The organism is Citrobacter sp. C1 (assembly GCF_014596895.2).
In the GTDB taxonomy this organism is placed as follows: Bacteria; Pseudomonadota; Gammaproteobacteria; order Enterobacterales; family Enterobacteriaceae; genus Citrobacter; species Citrobacter gillenii.
On record NZ_CP115035.1, the window covers coordinates 3,089,882 to 3,109,509 of the forward strand.

Here is a 19,628-nt window from a genome sequence, read left to right on the forward strand (position 1 = left end):
AAAAATGAATTAACTAATAATAGAATAGAGGTTAAGATGCAAGACAATCCCCGTAATTCCTTTCTTGTCACCCTTTCTGATTCAATAAGTAAACTGGCACAGAAAGAAGGTGATTACGTAACCCTGATACCGGAATTGACAGTCTTTCGGCGTAACCGGCCCACATCCCCTGTTCATTGTATCTATCAAATGGCATTAGGCGTCGTTACACAGGGCGAAAAGGAAGTTATGTTAGCAGGAAAAGTTACTCGTTATCACGCGGGAGAAACACTGCTTTCTACTATCGATTTACCTATTATAACTCATGTGTTGCAAGCCAGCGATGATGCACCGTTTCTGGGGCTATCGTTGACATTAGATCCAGTGCTGATAAGCCAACTTTCAGCGTCTATGAGTCCTTCGCAACCAATGAAAAATGATTTTCCACGCCCCCTCACCGTTGAACAATTGGATGAAGGTCTAGCGGATGCGTTGTTCAAGTTAGTAAACTTAAATTCAGAACCCCATCTCGTCGCTCATATTGCACCGTTAATAAAACAAGAAATTATTATTCGTTTACTGTCAGGCCCCTATGGCAGCCAACTTAGACATCTTGCTACTGCAGGATCGCCCAGCCAACAAATATCTAAAGTAGTAAGATGGCTAAAAGTTAATTTCACTCAGTCATTGAGTATGAATGAATTAGCTGCAAGTGCTTATATGAGCCCCTCTTCGTTTCGGCAACATTTTAAAAGTGTTACAGGAATGAGCCCGCTTCAGTTTCAGAAAAAACTTCGCCTCCAGGCAGCTCGTCAACAGATGATAAGTAACAACCTCGATGCTGTAAGTGCTGCTCTTTATGTTGGTTATGAAAGTGCTTCACAGTTCAGTCGTGAATACAGCCGCGAGTTTGGAGAATCACCTCATCGGGATATAAAGAATCTACGTGCCAGTTAATGTCATATTTTTGTTTGAAATTCAGGCGTCCAATAATTGACATCCCCCGGTTAAAGACGTACATAGTTCATTGCCCTCTGTATTCCGCTTTAGGAACATGACGGTTCAGTGCTCACTGTAGCTGCGCTCCGCAGATAGGGAGGACGCCCCCTGTTTGATCGAGTTTGCCAGACACAATATCTCACTCGAGTGCATTTTCATTTCTGTGGTACAGAGTCATAAAACTGAAACGGGCATAGCGTTTAACGATATATACACCATGCCCGAAAAATGATTTTTCTACTTCAGTTAGCGTTCAGCCCCAGCAATTTTCTGAGATGAGCAGCATCGGTATTCGCGCGAAAACCGGGGCCACCATCTTCAAAGCCTTGTGAACTTTTGAGGTCTCCGGTAATGACAGGCTCACTGCCTGCGTCCCGAACGAGTTGTGCTGCAGTTGCCAGCGCCTGCTCGTCATCGCTTGCGATGCCAACACCTAATTTATCTGCAGTACGATTGGCCGAAGCAGCGATTCTGCCAGCATCTACAGAGTTAAACGCTCTGACCAGACGGGTACCTGGTAAATATTTTAAGGATGTGGCTCCTACGCCGTTACGCTTTGCCTCCTGAGTAAGGGCATTATCGGAATCAGCCGTGGGGTTTGTTGCATCCAGAACTACCTTTCCCTTGATAGCATTTCCAAGATCTTTTCCTAAAGCAGGCAGTGCGTCATAAGGCACGGCAAACAATAAGACTGAACCAAACTCGGCCGCCTGCAGAGGCGTTCCCACTGAAGCTTTAGACCCCAGTTCGGCAACCGTCGACTTTAACTCTTCAGGATGACGTGACGAAAACATCACTTCATGACCTGCGGCCACCCACAGCTTTGCAACTGTTCCGCCCAGCCAGCCTGCTCCGATTACACCTATACGCACAGGAGCAGGTGAAATCTGCTCTGTCGCTGCTGACACACTTGCAGAAGACAAAGCACCCGACAGACACAGACAACCCAAAATTTTAAGAATACTTGTTCGCGTAATTTTCATATTGCACCTCAGGACTGGAAACGGGAATGATCCGTTTTACTGGTTATGGAAATGAGTTGTAGTCTGCTTTGCTGATGACCCAGATAAAGGCTGATGCAAAGCCATATTATTGAAAGAGGAATCGAAAGAAGGGCTATCCCGGTTATACCTAGCCCCAGAGTGCTCAATGCAAGCCAGCTCCAGCTCCCGACCTGATCGCCACCGCGATAAACAACCGTATCGATGAAATTCTTTGATTTGTAACGTTCTTCACGACTGACAACGGTGAAAAGAACTTCTCGTGTTGGCCGCGTGATGCCGAAGTTGATGACGCGTCTTAGTACCTGAATAACAACAAAGGTCGCTATTCCCGGCGAAGCTGCCAGCGCACCAAAACTCAATATGCTTACAGCGGGTAAAATGCTTAGCGTGAGCAACACGCCCAGACGACCGAGAATGCTGGCTGTCAGAAAAATCTGGACAAAAAGGGTAAGGGCATTAACCCAGAAATCAACAGTTGCAAAGAAAGCGATGCGTTCAGCACTGCCGGAGAAACTGACCTCAGCAAGAGAAGCCTGATGAAAGTAAAGAAAGGTTGAGCTCATGCTGTAGAGCAGCATAAAGCCAGCGATACACAATAAATAGGGTGACCGGAGAGTATGCGTCATCCCTGAAAAAATGCCGCCTCCCACGGGCTCATGACACTCTTCACTTTCAGGTTTCGAATGGAAGTCGGAGGACGTACTGGCCAGTTTTCGTGATGCAAAAACAGTGATTTCCAGAAGAACAATGGCCAGACCGAATAAGAGGTTTCTGCCTGATAATTCTACTGCACTGAATGTTATCAGGGACCCCGAAATCCCCCCCAATGTGGCCCCAGTCGAAAGCAGTCCGAACAGCCTTTTACCCTGTTCACCGCTGAACACATCCACAACAAATGACCAGAAAACCGATACAACAAACAGGTTGAAAACTGACAGCCAGATGAAGAAAGCCCGGCCAGCCCAGACCTGCTGTTCCGGAGATGTCAGAGAAAGGACCAACATAAAAGCTAAAAGATGGAGCATGAAAAACCGATATGTTATGCGAATAAAGGTTTCTCGTTGCCATTTTCGTACGGCCCACGAAAACAATGGATTAAAAGCCAGCATGGCAATTAATGTCGCGGAAAAAAGCCATGGTAAATTTTTTATTCCGCTGGCAACACCCAATTCATCTCTTATCGGACGTAAAAGATAGTAAGCCAGGAATAGAGAAAATATGTATAACCAGGACCATAATACAGCGGAGACCTCATTATCTTTTATATGAAAGCAGTTTTTTAATAAAAATGAAAAGTTGTACTTTTTTAAAATAAAAACAGTTACATCATACTTCATATCGGGTCCTGTATGCTGTTAACCAGCAGGCCGAAGCGGTGCTGTGGTTATCATTACTTAATTAAAGTAGATTTTGTTTTTATAGCACCATTCCTTAAGATAAATCTACACCCACCTCTTTTATTTACATAATTTATTTTAGCTTCGTTTTATTTATTGCTTTAGGCAAGAAAATAATTAATTCGGGCAATCCATCTTTGCTTCGCACTTGGCATAATAACAGATCAGTGATTTGATATGGACTGATCTCGACACACAGCTTACATTTATATATAAACAATATATTTCAATAATTAACCTCCGCAAATATTTTATTGCTAAAACTATTTAATAAAATTAATTTTGCAGGTTCATGCTGACTGGCTTGCAGTGTTTTTATCCGTCCATGATAATTTTGAGGAACATCGCTTCCTCAATCACCTGTAAGAAATTTTGAGCATGCAGAGTCTGGATATAACCGTAATTAAACAACCGCAGCCCCCTCACTGCCAAACTTCACGTTCATTTCACGGTTTAGCCGACTTATTGCACCGTTCCAGTGAATCAGCTCATGCAGGCCGGTGACTGGGGGGACATCTTGATTGTTCTTCATCATTTCAGTGTAGAGCCTGCCTACCTCCTGCCCTACGACAATGTTGAGCTGGTTATTAGCCATCACGACGCCCAAGCACACCACGTAGTGCCTTCAGTTCAGCAATGTAGGCTTGCTTATTGTTGTGCAGAGAAAGTCTTAGCCGGGTAATGCAGTGGCTTGCGTCTCTGATGTTTTACTTAGCGCCCATGCGCGTGTAAATTTCTTTACTCAGGGCTTCGTTACTCATCATTCACCTTTACTAGGCAATAAAAAGCCCAAAGTAAAAGTTTCAGTAAAGAAACATTTGCTTTGGGGTTCTGCCTGCCGTACCAATCACATAACCTGTTTATGCGCTGCAATGAATATCATTGTGCGTAATATGTGTCCTTTTCTGTATATAATTACGGTCAAATCTGAGAAGCCGCTCACACAAGGTATTCCTAACGAAACAGCCGGATACAAAACAGGCATCTGAAATACAATCACCGTGTACAGATTACTTTCAAGCTAGTTCCGTAGGTTGAAAACATGCTAATTAGCTGTGGATTACTCAATAACAATTAGTTCGACTTCATGTTCCTGAATAATCCTGAGTATGTTCAATGGCGGTGCGGTACTGGTAATGACATAGTCAATATCAGCCCAAGTGCAAGACTGATACATGAGCTGGGTATTGAATTTTTCACTGGTGGCAATACATACGACCTTGCGGGCATGGTCCGCCATGGCCTTTTTAAGCAAAGCATCATCTTCAGAATCCGTGGTTATGCCTGATTCAGACAGAGCGCTTACGCCAATGAATGCTTTATCTGCCTGATATCTTCTTATTTGCTCAACGGTCATAGAACCAAGAATGGCGTGGGAGAACTCACTAAATGTTCCCCCCAACACCGAAACGGCGACAAGAGGATTGTTTATCAGTTCATTCATCACTTCAGGTGAGTTCGTTATGGCTCTGGATGGATTTTTAATGTGGCGCGCAAGGCTCAGCGAGGTCGTGCCAGCATCAATGAACATGATATCGTTGTCCACGACCGTACTGGCAGCAAAAGCCGCGAGCCTTTCTTTTTCCGGAGTGCGCAGGCTGCGCTGAACGAAGGGAAATTCCGTTTTTTTTTCACCCCGTATAGCCCCCCCTCTGATACGAATAATACCAGACAACTGGGTCAACTTGACAAGGTCCCTTCGGGCAGAATCGTAGGAAATACCGTAGGTCTGGCATATATATTCAAGCGTAACTTTACCCTGATTGTTTACCACACCTTCCAGTTCAATCAGGCGTTCATCCTGAGTCATTGATTTGCTCCCGCGCTTTGTTCCAGCGGGCATCTTAGCGGAAGCCTTATTCTATGTATATGGCTGCCTGACAAGCGGTAAACCGCTTTTTAAGAGAACCCGCCCCAGTAGGAAAGGCATGAAAGCACTCTATAAACGACCACGCCCTCCGCACATTCACTTAAGTGATACAAAGTAATAGTGACCGATAAAAACGACAAATGTGATTGAAATCACATTTAATCACTTAAAATGCAGTATTGAATTCCCTTATCAATGATGAATGCGCTATTAGTATAAGCGTTTACCGGCGCTGACCTGCAGCAGAAGTGAAGAGTCGGACAGGTAAAGTCCGAAGCAGGCATTTAGGCGCTGGTAGAGGTATCGCAATTCTTCTAAATGAGGTAATCAATGAAACTGGGCATACTTGGTGCGGGTAAAATAGTCAGGGATCTGCTGACCATTGTTCACTCACTGGACTTTGAATCCATATCCATACTTGGAACAGATAGAAACCGGAATGAAACGGAGGCGCTGGCAAAGCAGTACAAACTGGCGGCCGTTTATTTTGAATTTGAAGAAATGTTGTTAAGTGACGTGGATACCATTTATGTGGCGCTGCCTAATCACTTGCATTATGCGTACGCCCGACAGTCTATAATTAATGGGAAACACCTTATTATTGAAAAACCGATTACCACAACACTTGAAGAGCTAAAGAAACTTAACTCACTTGCGGAAAAACATGGTGTTATTCTTCTTGAGGCAATAAACATTCATTATCTTCCCGCTTATCGGGCATTAAAAAAAGAAGTCAGTAAGCTTGGGGAAATGAAGATGATAAGCCTGAATTACAGCCAATACTCTTCACGTTATGACGCGTTTAAATCAGGAGAAGTCCACCCAGCATTCGACTTTAACAAGGCGGGAGGGGCATTGATGGACATCAATATTTATAATATCAATTTTATTGTTGGGATTTATGGCCGCCCGCGCTTAGTTCAGTATTATCCTAATATCTCCAACGGCGTAGATACCAGCGGCATTCTCGTACTGGATTACTCAACGTTTAAATGCGTATGTATTGGTGCTAAAGACTGCCATTCATCCAGTATTTCAACATTACAAGGCGATGGAGGTACACTTCAGATTAATAATGCCGTCAATAATATATCAAGCTACGAGTTCAAAAGCATTCATATGGAGTCTGTAACCCATGATTTTGCGGACGGGCAGCACAGGCTTTATCACGCCTTTAAATCTTTTAGTCAGATGATTCAGAACAGGGATTTCTCAAGCGCCACTAAAATGCTTGAAGCAAGCTTTATCACAATGGAAATTATAGAAAATGCAAAAAAAACTGTTACGGAGTCATTTTAAATAGTCACGAAACTCACTATTAGATTTATTGGTAACGGAAAAAACGTAAACCGGTATCACCTCCATTTATAAATTAACGTCCGGAAACGCTTAGGACTAAGACAATCTACTCAACTAACTTTCTCTAACAAAGTGTCCGGAATGATTAGACCATCACAGACAACGAGGGCACTCAAACCTGCTTTAATGTAATCGGAGTCTATTTATAATCATCTCAGTGATTTTGACAGAAGGACAATTCAGGTTTGGCTTAATTATAAACCAGTTATTGCAAAGCAAATCTCAGTCAAAGGATCCATACGTAGAGAAGCCCGCTCAGGAAAAACCTGAGCGGGCTCTTTGCTTTGGTGTGATTAGTGAATATCTAACTGACTCAAATTTTATCCATCAAATAACGATGCGCTTCGGGACAAAGCGCAGTATCAGTACGCAGATCAGCAAGCCAATGGTGCTCACAAAACCGAACACCACGTGCCAGTTAAACACCTGCCATATCCAGGATCCCAGCGGCACGCCCACCAGCGTGGTGATAGTCAGTCCGAGCATTAAAGCGCTCAACGCCCTGCCACGCTTTCTGGCGTTACCAGCGAGGCGGCAACCAGAGAAGCCACACCGAAGAAAGCACCGTGCGGTAATCCTGTCAGGAAACGGGCACCAATCAATTGATAGTAACTGCCCGAAAATACACTGACGGTGTTGCCAATGAAAAACACCGCCATCAAGCAGAGCAAAAGGTTTTTGCGCGCCATGCGGGCCACCAGAATCTCATTTACTGGCGCACCGGCTACCACGCCCAGCGCATAACTGGCGATCGCGTTGCCGGCCTGCGTTTAAGAGATGTTCAGTGACTCTGCAACCCAGGGTAACAGCCCCATGATAATAAACTCACCCGTACCGATGCCAAATCCAACCAATGCCAGGGCCAGAATTGTCCAACACACGGCGCCGGCCCCTTGGAGGTTTTTCGTCTGATTATGCAAAATCATACCTCATCGCATGTGTCTCTCTTCTGATTTCAATACGCAGGGTTGGCGGTAAATCACCCGAATAAAATGAATGCCGTCCCCAATTTGAGATTCATCACATTTTTGCAAAAGTCAGAATGAATTTAAAGTAATCGATTACTTTTTGGCGTAATTTTGTAATCGATTACTTTTAATCATCTGGAGACCTTATGTTTACTCGAATACTGGCCAGTTCATTGCTGTTTGCTTCCGTTGCGCTCACCTCCTGCCCTGTCGCGGCGGCTGAGGCTGATAATGACATTGCTTTGCAAATGTATACCCTGCGCAACGTGGGTTCGGCGGATAAACAGTTCGCCATGGCGCACGAAGCGGGTTTCAAAAATGTCGAAATTGTCGGCACACACGACCTGAGCGCGAAGCAAATGCAGGCGCTGCTGGCAAAAAATCAGTTAAAGGTGACCTCGGCGCACGTTCAGCTGTCCGCCCTGGAAAGCGCCTACGCCCAGACCCTTGCCTTTAATAAAGCGGTGGGTAATAAAACCCTCATCGTGCCGTGGATTGAAGCGGAAGACCGCCCAACCAACAGCCAGGGCTGGATTGATTATGCCAAACGTCTGGATCGGCTCGGCGCAAAATTGCGCAAGGACGGCATGCAGTTGGGTTATCACAACCACAACTTTGAGATGAAAAAATATGATGGCGTGACGGCACTTGAAATTATCATGAATCACACCCAGCCCGAGAACCTGAAGCTGGAAATGGATGCTGCCTGGGTATCGCGTGGTGGCCAGGATCCGGTGCGTTTTCTGAAAGAATATCCCGGCAGGATTTATGCCATCCATGCCAAGGATAACGCCGCAATTGGTATCCGCGATGATGAAATGAACTTTGCGCCTTTAGGCGAAGGGTTACTGGACTGGCAGACCATTCTGCCGGCAGCGAAAGCCAGCGGCGTGAAATGGTTCATAATCGAGCACGACAAACCGAACGATCCCTGGAGCATTATCACCACGTCCCTGCGCAACTTACGGGCGGCACTCAGTCACTGATGACGGACTTATGCGCTGGCGCGTTCCGTTAAGTGCCAGCTCATCATTATCCGCTGCGCGGGTGACTCAGGATGTTCAATTTTCTGCAGTAACAGGCTGAACGCCTGGCGGCCAATGTCCTTCGACGGCTGCACGATGGTGGTCAGCGGCGGTGAAACCATTTCGGCCAGTTCGGTGCCATCGAATCCAGCCACCGCGATATCTTCCGGCACCCGCAACCCCGCCTGCTGAATGGCCGACATCGCCCCTGCTGCCAGCGTGTCCGAAACGGCGAATACCGCATCCGGACGCTCTTCTGCCGCCAGCAATTCTTCCATAGCCAGCTTGCCGGCGCTAAAACTCAGTTCGCTGGCATAGGTTATCGCCTGCCAGGCCTGTTTGCTGGTTTCCAACTGACGTATATAGCCTTTCTGCCGCAGCTGCGCATATTTATAACTGAGATCGTGGTTGATCAGCGCAATGCGCTGACGACCCTTTCCACTGAGATAACGCACCACTGCCTGCGACGCATCAGCATCATCAATGCCAACACAGGAAACCTCGCCCGCATCCGCATACTCGGCGCACTGCACCCATGGGGTCTCGCCAATTAACTGGGTCAGTTCGGGAAGTTTACTGAAGGCGTCCATGGTGATAATGCCATCCACCATTTTGCCCGCCAGCAACTGCAGGCTGGAGCGTGAACGTTCAATACTGGAGCCGGAGTTACACAGCAGAATGCGGTAGCCATTTTTTTCGGCCTGTTCTTCAATGCCTTTCACCACATCGGCGCAGAACGGGTTGGATATGTCTGAGACCAGTACCAGAATCATTGAGCTGCGTGAAGTGCGTAACTGCCGCGCCAGCAGGTTGGGCTGGTAATTGCTTTGTCTGATCGCCTCGAGCACTTTCTCGCGATTTTTGTCTTTAACGCTGTCGCTGTTGTTTAACACCCGCGAGACCGTCGCGACAGAAACGCCCGCTAAACGGGCGATTTTTTGGATGGACATGGTAGCAACTCTTGCTCAGTCAGATGACACGCAGGTTACCATAAATCTGTCTGCACAATAAGTTAGCCCGGCCGGCGTCTGCCGACCGAGCCAGGCTTCAGTCGCTGACGCGCACCCATCGCTGCTGCTGATGGCTTTTCAGGATCGCATCGACAATCGCCATCACCTGCGCGCCGTCGCTGAAGGTGGCAAACGACAATCCTGGCGAGGCCGGTTTGCCCTGCTCCACAGCCTGATAGAACTGCTGCATCATATTACGGAAAGCATCTGGCCATCCCTCAATGTGCCCGCCGGGAAAACGTGCCCGTGCCGCCACCTCCGGGTTCATCAGCGAAGGATCGTCGGACAACAGCTGATTGGCCTTGTGGCGATGCCCAAGCCAAAGCTGCTGCGGTATTTCCTGATCCCAAGCTAATGAACTCAGGCTGCCGTTCACCTCGAGACTAAGACGGTTTTTGCGCCCGGCTGAAACTTGCGAAACGCTAAAGCTGCCTTTGCTGCCATCATCGAAGCGGAACAGCACAAAGCCCATATCTTCCGTGGTCACGTCGCGGGATTCGTACTGCATTTCTTCTTGCTGCGCCCCAAAGGTTGCCGACGTATTCAGGCTGGCTTTACGCGTGGGCCAGACGATCGACAAATCGGCCATCACTTCGACGATTTTCCGGCCGGTGACGAACTGAATGGTGTCGCACCAGTGCGAGCCGATATCCGCCACGGCGCGGGAAGCGCCTCCTTTTCCGGCATCAACGCGCCAGTTGTAATCAGTCTCTTCCAGCATCCAGTCCTGCAGATAGCTACCCTGCGCCGAGAACAACCGGCCCAGTTGCTGGTAACGCATCATGCTGGCGGCCTGCTGTACCATGGCGAACTGGCGATAAACAAAGCTGACGCCATGAACCACCCCCGCTTTTTCGGCAAGTTCGACCAGCTCACGGGCTTCCTCCATCGTCATGCACAGCGGCTTCTCAGAAAAGACATGCTTGCCGGCGCGCAGGATCTGCCGGTTAATTTCTGCGTGCAGATGGTTTGGCGTACAGTTGTGCACTGCATCCAACCCTCCATGTTGTAAAAATGCCGCGACGTCGCTGTATGCGTGAGGCACGTTGAGCTCAGCAGCGCGCGTTTCTGCTGCCGTCTGAGTGGAATCACAAATCGCAACGACCTGAATATTGCCAAGGCGACGCAAGGCTTCAATATGCGCCGGACCAATAAATCCGGTGCCAATAATGCCGACATTGATCATCTAAGCACCCCTGTCCAGACCAAGCTGCGCGCGTACGCTGGCGTGGTCGCCGTCCTGAGCGGCAAAGTCATCAAACGCACGATCGGCCACCGGAATAATGTGACGCTGGATAAATTCGGCCCCTTCGCGCGCGCCTGTTTCGCTGTCTTTTAAGCAGCATTCCCACTCCAGTACTGCCCAGCCGCCGTAATCGTACTGTGCCAGCTTGCTGAAAATACCTTTGAAATCGATCTGACCATCGCCCGGTGACCGGAAACGTCCGGCGCGATCAAGCCAGCGCTGATAACCGCCATACACTCCGCTGCGACCGTTTGGCAGATATTCCGCGTCCTTGACGTGGAAGGCCTTGATTCGTGAGTGGTAGATATCAATAAACTGCAGATAATCAATGTGCTGCAGATGCAGATGGCTGGGATCAAACAGGATATTGCAGCGCGGATGATTATTCACCCGCGCCAGAAAACGTTCAAAAGTCACGCCATCATGCAGGTCTTCGCCCGGATGAATTTCGTAGCAGACATCCACGCCGTGACTATCGAATTCATCCAGCACCGGCTGCCAGCGGCGCGCCAGTTCCTTAAACGCTTCCTCCAGTAGCGCAGGATTATGCGGCGGCCACGGATAGAGATACGGCCAGGCCAGTGAACCTGAGAATGTGGCATGGGCACTGAGCCCCAGCTTCGCCGAAGCCGCGGCGGCCAGCTTTACGGTGTTAATCGCCCAGGCGGTGCGTTTTGCATTGTCACCACGCACCTGTGCCGGGGCAAAGCTGTCAAATGCCAGGTCGTGCGCCGGATGCACCGCGATCAGCTGGCCTTCAAGATGGGTGGACAGTTCACTCACCACCAGACCGTAGCTGGCCAGCACCCCTGTCACCTCATCGCAATAGGTCTGGCTGGTTGCAGCGCGTTCAAGGTCGAAAATCGACGGGTGGTTACAGGGTATCTGCAGCGCCTTATAGCCCAGCGCGGATGCCCATTGTGCCAGCCCGTCCAGCGTATTAAAGGGCGTCTGTTGCCCGATAAACTGCGACAGAAAAATCCCGGGTCCTTTTAACGTTTTCACGTTTACCTCCAGTTAATTAAGCCGCTTCATCCCGATATTTAAAGGTGAAGAGGAAAAGTAAAGCGATCGCCGCCGCCGCAACGGCGGGGATCCACCAGAAAATTGCCCAGTTCTGCGCGGTGCCGTGGCCGGCAACCAGGCTGTTGTAAAGCACACCTGAGATTTGCGAGCCCAGCAGCATGCCAATGCCATAGGTGAACATCACGATCATGCTCTGCGCCTGGCCTTTCACCTTGTCGCCGGCAATGCGATCGGTATAGATAAAGCCCACGACAAAGAAGAAGTCATAGCAGACGCCGTGCAGCAAAATGCCGAGGTAGATCAGCGCGCGGCCTTCGTCACCCATACCCAACGCAAACAGCGCGTAACGGATAAACCAGGCGCACATTCCGGCCAGCAGCATGTATTTGACGCCGAGGCGTCGGAACAGCAGCGGGATCACCAGCATGAAGAAGATTTCGGACATCTGGCCAAACGACATCACGGTGCTGACGTTCTCTACGCCCGCGTCCACCAGCCATGAGGCCGTATAGGCGTAATAAGTGCCAAGCGGAATTGAAATCAGCGTGGCGCACAGCGAGAAGATAAAGAAGTGGCGGATTTTCAGCAGCGCGAAGGCATCGGCGCAGAACAGATCGCGTAGCTGAAATGGCAGACCTTTAGCCGGCGCCGGTGTATGCGGCAGCGTCAGGCTGTAAATAGCCAGCGCCACTGAGCAGACTGCCGCCAGAGAGAAGATGGTGGTGCTGGACGAAATGCCGGTGACGCCAATAAAGATGCCCGCCACTATCCAGCCGATGGTGCCGAACACCCGCACCACCGGGAAACTTTTGTCACTCCTGGCCAGGCTGTGAAACGCGATGTTGTTCGACAGCGCCAGCGTGGGCATAAAGCACAGCGTGTAACCGAACAGCAGTGCAATCAGCAGTGCGCCGTTCTCCGCCACCAGTGCAGCGGGAACAAACCACAGGATCACCGCACCCAGCATGTTCATCACCGCCATCACTTTTTGTGAAGGAAAGAAACGATCGACCAGCATTCCCAGCACGAAAGGAGACAGAATCGACGCGATGGGCCCCGCTGAAAACGCATCACCGATCAGCAGCGACATATTGTGCTGAGTCATCACCAGCCCGAGCGTGACCGACCAACTGCCCCAGATAAAGAACTGCATAAACATCATCAGCGACAGCCGGGGAACCAAAAGCCGATGCTGCGGAATGACGACGTCAAAACGTTGTGAAGTAGGCATAGGTAAACTTTCTCCAAGAAAGTAATCGATTACATTTCATCAAAACAAAATGTAATCGATTACAAAAAAACTAAATTTTAGATGGATCACATTTTTGAAGATCCATTTCAGTGCGGTTTCCGCCAAATCTGTTCAAACGGTGCTTGAAAGAGGGATAAGGATCGACTTCTCACGCCCGGGAACACCTACGGATAACGCTACGGTCGAGTCCTTCAACGGCAGGTTGCGGCAGGAATGCCTGAACGAGAACTGGTTCATGTCTCTGGAGGATGCACGGTGCAAAATCGAGGCCTAGCGCATACACTATAACCAGAGTCGTCCCCATTCTGCACTGGGCTGGATGACGCCGTCCGAATTTGCCAAAAAATCTGCCGGTTGCCAGAATATGCAGCCAGAATATGCAGCCAGAATGAAGCCGGTTATTCCTGATTATGAATGGATCATATACGGGTCAGGATCCGACATTACTAACTGAGCGTTGTATCTAATCCTGGGAGCAGGTCAATTAAATGATGTGAAAATAATTGTGGAATTATAATTAATTTTTGGACTAGCCGTTACCTCACAAACGGAAGAACATAATCAAAATACTCTAATCGAGCAGTCCGAAAAACTTTCCAGTACCTGGCATTAGCAGGTTCATCACGCTTGTTAGTATGAGTTAAAATAAGGCGTTTCTTTGCTCGCGAAACACCGACAAAAAACGCGCAGCGATTTTCTTCTTCTTTACCAAAGAAAGTCTCATTTTCTACAGCCATGATGACAACCGAATCAAACTCTAATCCTTTGCTTTTGTGAATGGTCAAAATGCGTACAGCCTGGTCATCAGTAAATCGTTTGAGTGCTAGCGGTAAATCAGATTCGATTTCCAGTAAATCTTTGATACGTGCTCTGGTATCGCGAATAACCTGTTTTAAACGCTCATGGGACTCATAATCTGACGATAATGCAACAAGCGTCTGGAAACCTACATGCTTTAAGAAAGCGCGGCCAAATTTCCACCATTCAGAAAAGGGAGTGTCCGTTTTTTTTGCATCAGACACCTCATTTCGATGCTTTCTTATCAGTTGATCAAGATCTTTTCGTGCGCTGGTCTGAACTTCTTCATCAGCAAAGGGAACCAGCTGATTCATCAGGCGAATCCATGCTTTAGGTTCACGCTGTCCATATAGACAAGACAGGTAATCAACGATTAGACGAGCCACGGGCTCGACCGTGATATCCTGCATTTGCTGCTCATTGCGGTAGGGAATTCCGCGTTGCTCTAGCTCTCTGAAGAGGTGGTCAGCATACAAATCTGGTTGCTTTGAAACTAGGACTGCAATTTCAGCCGGAGGTAGTTTCTCGGTGTTTATCCAGCCATTAATGAGGTCAGCCAGATAAATAGCTTCTGTTTGACTATCTGCAAATCCCCATGCAAAAACCTCCCCTTCGTCACCCTCAATTTGCTCATCAGGCATTACGGAGTCAGGATCTAACTTACGAATAATTTCGTTCTGAACACGCAGCAATGTTGGTTTTGAGCGAAAATTACGATACATGGTGAGCGGTACCGCATTAAAATCATTAATGAAAGACTTGAAAATACCGTCCAGAGCACCTGCCCAGCCCATAATTTTCTGCTTTGTGTCACCGACTGCAGTCAGCCGAATTTTGGTCCCCCGGAAAGCGAGTTTTACAAGGTCATATTGTATATTTGTGCAGTCCTGAAATTCATCAAGGAAAATATCACTATAAGTTTGCCGGATTGCATTTCGGGCTTTTTTTGAGGTTTGCAATATCTTAATAGCATAAGGAACCATATCGCCGTATTCTATTTCGTGACGAGATGGCTTGTTTTTTTTGTCTACAACGGCGTAACCAGCATCTATGGCATATTTTCCCGTGAGTATCGGTCTGAAGCGATCAATGATCCGCTTAGCAAATCCGTGGAAGGTGTAGCTGTCAAAGCGTGAAGCCAGACCCCGTCCACATCTACGTTCAACGCGCTCTTTGAGGTTTCTGCTGGCATCAACCTTAAATGAGATCGCCAGAATTTTTTTGGGGTATCTGCACGTTCCAGTTCGCAAAAGGAAGTCAGCACGCTGTGCAAGCATTTCCGTCTTACCAGCGCCTGGTCCGGCAGTTAATGCCAGGCAACGTTTGCGCGCTTTTGCTGCTCGTTTCGCATTAGGTTCCAGCGTCAATCCATCCGCGGGTTGCCATTCTTCTACAGTAATCATTCTGGCAGTTCCGTGAGTTTGGCAATACCCGCATCAGCCAGCCTGTCCAGTGAATCCGGCATGCTTTTAAGCAGATCTGAATCACTCAGGTGAGTTAACGCCTCAATATGAGCTGCGGGTTTACTGCCAAGCTTGAAGCGTTTGTGGTAGGTATTAAAAAGCGCTAATTCATCATCCCTGTACTGAGATGGATCGTAATGACTTTTTCCAAGAACAGCTTTTATAATTGCATTGTCGGGCTTCTCTTCCTCAACGTTATAGGCTTTTGGATAAGCAAGTAACATTGAAAAGTCTAAATCCATCGGGTAGGAGAAAAACACGCCGCGCTTTTCAAGCATGCCGAGATAATTTTCGAAGTCCCGAATTTTCTCCTCTTCATCATTCCATCTTGGAATTCCGTAGCGTTCAGGGAGTTTTTTACGCGGTTGATGTATGGACAACTGATCGTTTACGTACTTAATTCGGCCCCACCCTGCCCCATGACGGGCAACATCAAGATCAAGCAGTGTAAAATAGGGGATTTTTAATGCTGAAAGCAGACGCCAGAAATGGTTTACATGCCGCCCTCCCAATGGCGCAATCGTGATAGCGGACTCATCAACGGGTGCCCCCTTGGCCTGAAGCAAGCGTGGCAACACAATCTCTTCGCTATCACCTTCGCCAAGCACGACCAGCCGTGAAAAATAGATCTCCGGAAACGCCTGGACAGCTTCCCTCACAAACTTATGTGCCTCATCAGTTTCATCAGGCAATTTAATACAAGTGACCAGCGTCTCTCGTGACTCATTCAGTCGAAGATAACGTATTAACTCAGGTGCTACCCGGCGCAGCATTGTGGGCGCATGCGTCGCAATGAGAGCTTGCGCATCCAGGTTTTTTGTCATGACATTTAGGGAGCTAACAATGCGGCCCAAGTAATGTGGAGAAAGGCTGTTTTCTGGCTCCTCAAGGGCTACCAGAGTGAAGACTGGTGGACGTAATTTATCGGGATCAAACGATAAATCTTCTTCTGCAAGAACAGCCCTGCCAATAGCCTGAGACGATAAGACAAGAGAAAGGTAAAGCATGGACTTTTGGCCATCGCTCAGCCTTGAAAAATCGACAAATGAGCCGTCGTGACCTGGGGTAAATGAAACAGACAGATGCCTTAACAGCGATTCAATTTCTGATGCGACAAAAGTAATTTTAGGGTCAGCAAAAAATTTACCTTTATGCAGCGTTGCCCATGTTGCCTTTAAACTCTCACTTAAAGCATTCACCGAGGGGTTTGCCGCAAGGCTGTCACTTATTTTATCGGTCAGCCCTTTAATCGTTTCGCGCTCAGCATCCCAGCGAACAGCGCGAAGTAAACGCCCTAGTAATGCATTCGCACCGTAAGTAATATGGTCAGCGGGATCGCGTCTGGCAGGCAGATAGTGTACCTGGATATGATTACGTTCAGCGCGTGGAACCTGAGCGACATTCAGAGGCAAGTCATCTCCATCAACGTCCAGGACATATACCAAAGCGTCTTCAATATCTCCATCCAGCCCTATAGTCGCATTAAGGCGAAAACGCACGCGCGGAACCCCATCCGGCTCGTCCAGTCGCATATGACTAAAGTGAGGAGCTACGGTGCTGTTGTCCTCGTCATCTTCCAATTCGGGAAATAGAAAATTAGCCTCTATCCACAGCTGGCGCTCAAGCGGAACCTCCTCCTCATCAAAGGGAACGTGGAAATCTGAACGCTGGATCCGCCTTAACGCAGGGTCGAATGCAAAAAGTCGACACAAAGCCTGAAGCACTGCGGTTTTACCTGAACCATTAGGGCCAATGATATATGTTATATCTTCAAGGCTCAGTTCGGTTGATTCTTGTCCAAACGACTGAAAACCAGATAAACGAATCGTTTCAAGCTTCATGCGCCTCCCTACACAGATTAATTAAATTTATAAATCAATTATTTAATCTACTTACCCTCTAACAGCAACATTCTGTTAAACTCAGACAGAAATATGATAATTACAGAAATTTCTTATTCCTTATGCTTAATAAATTTTAATACCAGTTTTAATGAAAACATTAAAGTCATTTTTGTTAATCCAGTCATTAGGTAATCTCGCTCCCCGACAGCAGAGCTGACACTCGGGTTAGGGCAGAACGCAAATAGGCCGAAGCCGGGGGAACTGAGTGCTAAAATTAAGCAAAGCGACTCTTGCATAAGGTCGCCCGGGTGACAGATTTCTGCACGGCTTAAGGCCGGGAAACGAAGCAGTATGCAGAGATTTCAACCATGTAAAGCCCCGGATCGCGTCAGTGTTTTGGTTCAGTCCTTAGTAGCCACTTAATTCGCTACCAGGAAGTTAGCTGCATGCGAGTTATTTACCAGCAGACGCAAGCCACTAGCCACTAGCCCCGAAATGTCGGCTCTGGGTGGTCCAGCATCGCTTACCGACTTTACGGTTAGTGGAATCGGACTGACGACTCGAAAGTTCAGGGAATCTAGGGTGGCAGAGAAAAAAGGATGTGTAACCGAGTCCCTTCTACCAAGTTCAGGTGACCTGCTCCCTATGACTCAAGACACCTTGATGTAAGTATGCATTCCGAACTTCCGCTTCTAGCTCGTTGCCGTCTATCAGGTTAAATCGTGTTCTAACAGAGAACACTGCCAGATCAAGTCTGCTCTAATGCTTCTAAAAGGAATGAGCGGGCTCTTTGCCGCCCACCCCGCAGTCTGCGAATTTTCCTGACACTGTATGCCAGGAAAATTCGCAGTGGAATTATACACCCTAACACCACTGCTACTCCTCTCACCGCTATGTAAGGTTAAAGCCACATTTCTTTGCGGCTTCTTGCCCCTGCCCTCAGGCTTTATCCATTAAATAACTATGCGCTTTTGAGGCGGCGCTGACCGCTTTGAAAACATAGCGCTTGTCGTTTTTTAGCGCCTGGAGCCATGAGGCAATATAGTTTTCATGCTGCACCTCTCCGACAATCCCCAAATCCGCCATCAGAAAAGCACTTCCCAGCTCCGCCACTAATTCCTCCTCCGCATAATCTGCACTGCCGAATTTCCCTTTCATTTCACGGTTAAGGCGTTTTTTACCACCGCTCCAGTGAACCAGCTCATGCAGGCCGGTAGCATAGAAATTAGCTGCATCAGAAAACAGATGGCGCTCTGGTAGCCATACTTCATCAGTTGAGGGTTGGAAAAAGGCGTTTTGTCCTTTCTCAATGATGTTTGCGCCGCTTTTTCGGATAAGATTTTCAGCCTCCGGCAACGGGTCAAAGGTTGCATCCGGGCTGATGGTTTCAGTTGTCAGCGGAAGACCATCAATTTGCTGAACGTTAAACACGGTGAAGGTTTTCAGCATTGGTATCTGGACAATTTCGCCGTCTTCGCTTTCCTTCTCTAAGGTTGCATAGAAAATGGCTGTCGTGCCGTGCTCCCCTTTGCGCACTTGCCCGCCTTCCGCTTGCGCCTGTTTATAGGTCATCCAGCGTGAATCGTTGAATCCTTGCTCTGACGCACTGCCCCACAACAACATGATATTCATCCCACTGTAAGCAGTACCTGTCGCGTAATTTGTAGGTAATCCTGACATACCAGGTACGCGCTGCCACGGGCATGACCACGGCTTAACTCCTGCTTCAAGTGCAGAAATGATGTTGTCAGTGACAGTCTGATAAATATCGGTTTTGGTTTTGGAAAACTTCGTTTTTGAGGAGCCTGACTGCTCCAGCGGGGATACGCTGGTCGCCGATGCGGTGCTAGGGGCGCTAGTCTGGGTATGAAGGGAAATAGTCATGGTTTTTCTCCATCAGTGGTGTGATTTTCGTCTTCGTATCGCCTGACGGTTCGCTTTCCCGGCATCGTTCCAGCCAGCAAGGGCGCAGCATGCGTGCCATTTACCCTTGCGGGACGGGTTGTGTTGGGAAACGATTAACCGGAAACAGATACGGGGAACGAAAAGCACGCAGGAGAAAAAATCAGTCCTTCATAAACGGATGTAGCGCCCCCTTGCTTCGCTGAGGTGAAAAGGGTTGAGTGCTGATGTTTAGAACTCGAATTTAGCTGTGTCAGTTCAGACATCAGTTGGCTGTAATCGAGGTAATACACGCCAAGTCTGACATTCTTATTTAGCGGAGGCGGACGTCAGAGATTACTGGCTAGGCATAAAGCTCCCCCAAAGGCTATGCCTCTTGAAGAATAGTGAGATCTGCCCAGAAAACAGATAGGTTTGCCTGTAAGTGCAAAGGTCTTGTTCGATCTGCATCTATTTAGCTAATGGCTTTATGGATAAAATCAAATG

General features: G+C 48.1%; 16 protein-coding genes and 1 pseudogene. 4 read left to right on the forward strand and 13 right to left on the reverse strand.

The window, feature by feature from the left end; translation table 11 throughout:
* Window positions 1-36: 36 nt before the first annotated feature.
* Window positions 37-936, forward strand: a complete 900-nt coding sequence (locus tag IB214_RS15080) for an AraC family transcriptional regulator (RefSeq protein ID WP_117341848.1) — start codon at window positions 37-39, stop codon at window positions 934-936.
* 284 nt (window positions 937-1,220) lie between these two features.
* Here IB214_RS15080 and IB214_RS15085 read toward each other — a convergent pair whose 3' ends face one another.
* The 4 genes from IB214_RS15085 to IB214_RS15100 all read right to left on the reverse strand — a co-directional run bounded on the left by IB214_RS15085 (window position 1,221) and on the right by IB214_RS15100 (window position 5,189).
* Entirely contained in the window at window positions 1,221-1,961 is a 741-nt protein-coding gene (locus tag IB214_RS15085) for an NADPH-dependent F420 reductase (protein WP_117341847.1), read from the reverse strand.
* Between the two features lie 8 nt (window positions 1,962-1,969).
* Entirely contained in the window at window positions 1,970-3,319 is a 1,350-nt protein-coding gene (locus IB214_RS15090; RefSeq protein WP_117341846.1) for an MFS transporter, read from the reverse strand.
* Between the two features lie 463 nt (window positions 3,320-3,782).
* Window positions 3,783-3,914, reverse strand: coding sequence for a hypothetical protein (locus IB214_RS15095; protein WP_348939670.1), 132 nt, complete (start codon window positions 3,912-3,914; stop codon window positions 3,783-3,785).
* Between the two features lie 525 nt (window positions 3,915-4,439).
* Window positions 4,440-5,189 carry a DeoR/GlpR family DNA-binding transcription regulator gene (locus IB214_RS15100; protein WP_117341844.1) on the reverse strand — a complete coding sequence of 250 codons (750 nt, stop codon included), beginning with the start codon at window positions 5,187-5,189 and terminating at the stop codon, window positions 4,440-4,442.
* A gap of 390 nt (window positions 5,190-5,579) precedes the next feature.
* Between IB214_RS15100 and IB214_RS15105 the strand changes: the two genes are divergently transcribed.
* Window positions 5,580-6,548, forward strand: a complete 969-nt coding sequence (locus tag IB214_RS15105; protein WP_117341843.1) for a Gfo/Idh/MocA family oxidoreductase — start codon at window positions 5,580-5,582, stop codon at window positions 6,546-6,548.
* A 387-nt stretch (window positions 6,549-6,935) separates the two neighbouring features.
* Here IB214_RS15105 and IB214_RS15110 read toward each other — a convergent pair whose 3' ends face one another.
* Both IB214_RS15110 and IB214_RS15115 read right to left on the reverse strand, forming a co-directional pair.
* Window positions 6,936-7,094, reverse strand: a complete 159-nt coding sequence (locus tag IB214_RS15110) for a hypothetical protein (RefSeq protein ID WP_223240191.1) — start codon at window positions 7,092-7,094, stop codon at window positions 6,936-6,938.
* An 8-nt stretch (window positions 7,095-7,102) separates the two neighbouring features.
* On the reverse strand, window positions 7,103-7,339 hold the full coding sequence (locus IB214_RS15115; RefSeq protein WP_244207856.1) for an MFS transporter: 237 nt from the start codon (window positions 7,337-7,339) through the stop codon (window positions 7,103-7,105).
* Window positions 7,340-7,722: 383 nt separating this feature from the next.
* On the opposite strand from IB214_RS15115, the gene IB214_RS15120 reads away from it, so the two are divergent.
* The gene (locus tag IB214_RS15120; protein WP_117341842.1) at window positions 7,723-8,562 is read left to right on the forward strand and encodes a sugar phosphate isomerase/epimerase; all 840 of its coding nucleotides are present in this window, start codon (window positions 7,723-7,725) and stop codon (window positions 8,560-8,562) included.
* A gap of 8 nt (window positions 8,563-8,570) precedes the next feature.
* Here the strand turns inward: IB214_RS15120 and IB214_RS15125 are convergent, their stop codons facing one another.
* From IB214_RS15125 to IB214_RS15140, 4 genes are all read right to left on the reverse strand, one after another.
* Window positions 8,571-9,551 (reverse strand): LacI family DNA-binding transcriptional regulator, encoded by a 981-nt coding sequence (locus tag IB214_RS15125; protein ID WP_117341841.1) that lies wholly within the window; start codon window positions 9,549-9,551, stop codon window positions 8,571-8,573.
* Between the two features lie 97 nt (window positions 9,552-9,648).
* A complete protein-coding gene (locus IB214_RS15130; RefSeq protein WP_117341840.1) occupies window positions 9,649-10,797 on the reverse strand; it encodes a Gfo/Idh/MocA family oxidoreductase in 1,149 nt (382 codons plus the stop codon).
* Entirely contained in the window at window positions 10,798-11,862 is a 1,065-nt protein-coding gene (locus IB214_RS15135; RefSeq protein WP_117341839.1) for a sugar phosphate isomerase/epimerase, read from the reverse strand.
* Between the two features lie 16 nt (window positions 11,863-11,878).
* Entirely contained in the window at window positions 11,879-13,114 is a 1,236-nt protein-coding gene (locus IB214_RS15140; protein WP_117341838.1) for an MFS transporter, read from the reverse strand.
* A 148-nt stretch (window positions 13,115-13,262) separates the two neighbouring features.
* Between IB214_RS15140 and IB214_RS15145 the strand changes: the two are divergent.
* Window positions 13,263-13,589 (forward strand): annotated as a pseudogene (locus tag IB214_RS15145) (transposase); the annotation flags it as partial.
* A gap of 82 nt (window positions 13,590-13,671) precedes the next feature.
* Here the strand turns inward: IB214_RS15145 and IB214_RS15150 are convergent.
* The 3 genes from IB214_RS15150 to IB214_RS15160 all read right to left on the reverse strand — a co-directional run bounded on the left by IB214_RS15150 (window position 13,672) and on the right by IB214_RS15160 (window position 19,124).
* Entirely contained in the window at window positions 13,672-15,336 is a 1,665-nt protein-coding gene (locus IB214_RS15150; RefSeq protein WP_117341837.1) for an ATP-dependent helicase, read from the reverse strand.
* On the reverse strand, window positions 15,333-17,237 hold the full coding sequence (locus IB214_RS15155) for an AAA family ATPase (protein ID WP_117341836.1): 1,905 nt from the start codon (window positions 17,235-17,237) through the stop codon (window positions 15,333-15,335). Before IB214_RS15155 ends, IB214_RS15150 begins: the two co-directional genes overlap by 4 nt.
* 942 nt (window positions 17,238-18,179) lie before the next feature.
* Window positions 18,180-19,124: a zincin-like metallopeptidase domain-containing protein gene (locus tag IB214_RS15160; RefSeq protein ID WP_117341835.1), complete on the reverse strand. Its 945-nt coding sequence runs from the start codon at window positions 19,122-19,124 to the stop codon at window positions 18,180-18,182.
* Between the last annotated feature and the right edge of the window lie 504 nt (window positions 19,125-19,628).